The organism is Sphingobium cupriresistens LL01, assembly GCF_001046645.1.
GTDB lineage: Bacteria > Pseudomonadota > Alphaproteobacteria > Sphingomonadales > Sphingomonadaceae > Sphingobium > Sphingobium cupriresistens.
Genome location: NZ_KQ130435.1, coordinates 727698 through 730458, shown reverse-complemented (window position 1 = coordinate 730458; position 2761 = coordinate 727698). Strand labels below are relative to the sequence as shown.

The 2761-nt window shown below is 53.4% G+C and carries 1 tRNA gene and 2 rRNA genes (1 of these 3 running past the window's edge); all 3 read right to left on the bottom strand.

Annotated elements, in window-relative coordinates:
- Positions 1–5 precede the first annotated feature (5 nt).
- Positions 6–82: transfer RNA gene (locus V473_RS16630), tRNA-Met, on the bottom strand.
- A 182-nt stretch (positions 83–264) separates the two neighbouring features.
- Positions 265–379, bottom strand: a 5S ribosomal RNA gene (rrf, locus tag V473_RS16625).
- A 201-nt stretch (positions 380–580) separates the two neighbouring features.
- Positions 581–2761 (bottom strand): 23S ribosomal RNA (locus tag V473_RS16620) (it continues 640 nt past the right edge of the window).

Here is a 2761-nt window from a genome sequence, read left to right as displayed (position 1 = left end):
TATGTTGGTTGCGGGAGTAGGATTTGAACCTACGACCTTCAGGTTATGAGCCTGACGAGCTACCGGGCTGCTCCATCCCGCGTCACCAACATGGGCTGCGTTTTGCAGCCTGCGAAGCATTTTTGCTTGTCATCCCGCTTTTGCGGTCTGACGGCGGGCTGCTTCATCCCGCGTCACCAACGGTAAAAGGGCGACCTTTTGGGTCGCCCTTTTATGAGACGTTATGAATGGGTTTTTGTTTCCGATATATGCGCGAGCTTCAATGCCTGGCGACGCCCTACTCTTCCAGTGCTTGAGCAATAGTACCATCGGCGCAGACTGGTTTCACGGCCGAGTTCGGGATGGGATCGGGTGGGTCACAGACGCTATGGTCACCAAGCAATGAAGCTGGCGCATATATGGGTTTTTGATCGATGCCGTGCACATGAGTATTTGCTTGCCAAACACGGCAACAGCCGCGTTTGGTGTATGTTTTGTAAGCGTATATCCGGGCTGGCTTAACAACCGACCGATCGCTGACATGCGCTGGAGACCAGCATTGTCGTTGATGGTGGGACTCTGCGGTTCACAAGTGAACCGTTTAAGCGCGAATAGGACAATTAGTATCGGTTAGCTTCATGCGTTACCGCACTTCCACATCCGATCTATCAAGGTCGTGGTCTTCGACCGTCCTGAGAAATCTTATCTTGAGGGAGGCTTCCCGCTTAGATGCTTTCAGCGGTTATCCCGTCCATACATAGCTACCCAGCTGCGCTCCTGGCGGAACGACTGGTACACCAGAGGTATGTTCAACCCGGTCCTCTCGTACTAGGGTCAACTCCTCTCAAATTTCGACGCCCACGGCAGATAGGGACCAAACTGTCTCGCGACGTTCTGAACCCAGCTCACGTACCACTTTAATTGGCGAACAGCCAAACCCTTGGGACCTGCTCCAGCCCCAGGATGTGATGAGCCGACATCGAGGTGCCAAACGATTCCGTCGATATGAGCTCTTGGGAATCATCAGCCTGTTATCCCCGGCGTACCTTTTATCCGTTGAGCGATGGCCCTTCCACGAGGGACCACCGGATCACTATGACCGACTTTCGTCTCTGCTCGACTTGTCAGTCTCGCAGTCAGGCGGGCTTATGCCATTGCACTCTAACAGACGGTTTCCAACCGTCCTGAGCCCACCATCGCGCGCCTCCGTTACTCTTTAGGAGGCGACCGCCCCAGTCAAACTACCCACCACAGAGGGTCCCTGTACCGGATAACGGTACGAGGTTAGACATCAGAAAACAGCAGGGTGGTATTTCACCTATGGCTCCACATCAACTGGCGTCGATGCTTCAAAGCCTCCCACCTATGCTACACAGCTCTTTCCTAATGCCACTCTGAAGTTGCAGTAAAGGTGCACGGGGTCTTTCCGTCTAACCGCGGGTACTCCGCATCTTCACGGAGAATTCAATTTCGCTGAGCATATCCTGGAGACAGTGGGGAAGTCGTTACGCCATTCGTGCAGGTCGGAACTTACCCGACAAGGAATTTCGCTACCTTAGGACCGTTATAGTTACGGCCGCCGTTTACCTGGGCTTCAATTCAGAGCTTGCACTCCTCCTCTTAACCTTCAGGCACCGGGCAGGCGTCAGGCCCTATACGTCGTCTTGAAGCCGACTTAGCAGAGCCCTGTGTTTTTGCTAAACAGTCGCTACCCCCTGGCCTGTGCCCCCCACAAGAGCTTGCGCTTATGTGGGGCCTCCTTCTTCCGAAGGTACGGAGGCAATTTGCCGAGTTCCTTCAGGATACTTCTCTCAAACGCCTTGGTATACTCTACCATTCCACCTGTGTCGGTTTAGGGTACGGTCTATACGGAGGGGCTATTTCCTGGGACAACTTCACAGCCTGGAGCAATCCAATAAGCCCAGACCATTTACGCCATCCGTCACACACCTCCAGGCCCACGAATATTAACGTGGTTCCCATCGACTACCCCCTTCGGGCTCGTCTTAGGGGCCGGCTTACCCTGCTCAGATTAGCTTTAAGCAGGAACCCTTGGAATTTCGGCGACAGTGCATCTCACACTGTTAATCGCTACTCATGTCTGCATTCGCACTTCCGATACCTCCACGGTCGGTTACCCTCCCGCTTCAACGGCCTACGGAACGCTCCGCTACCGCTCAGTCAAAGACTGAACCCTAAGCTTCGGTGCATCACTTTAGCCCCGTTACATCTTCGCCGCAGGATCTCTTGTTTAGACCAGTGAGCTGTTACGCTTTCTTTAAAGGATGGCTGCTTCTAAGCCAACCTCCTGGTTGTTTTGGAAATCCCACATGCTTTCCCACTTAGTGATGACTTGGGGACCTTAGCTGTAGGTTAGGGCTGTTTCCCTTTTGACGACGGACCTTAGCACCCGCCGTCTGTCTGCCGGACTAGACTCGTTGGTATTCGGAGTTTGGTTAGTGTTGGTAGATCTCGCGACCCCCGCAACCATCCAGTGCTCTACCCCCAACGGCAATCATCCGACGCTCTACCTCAATAGATTTCGCGGAGAACCAGCTATTTCCCGGCTTGATTGGCCTTTCACCCCTAAGCACAACTCATCCGACAATTTTTCAACATTGAACGGTTCGGTCCTCCAGTGCGTGTTACCGCACCTTCAACCTGGTCATGCATAGATCGCCGGGTTTCGGGTCTAATGCATCAAACTATGGTCGCCCTATTCAGACTCGCTTTCGCTGCGCCTACACCTAACGGCTTAAGCTTGCTTGATACACTAAGTCAC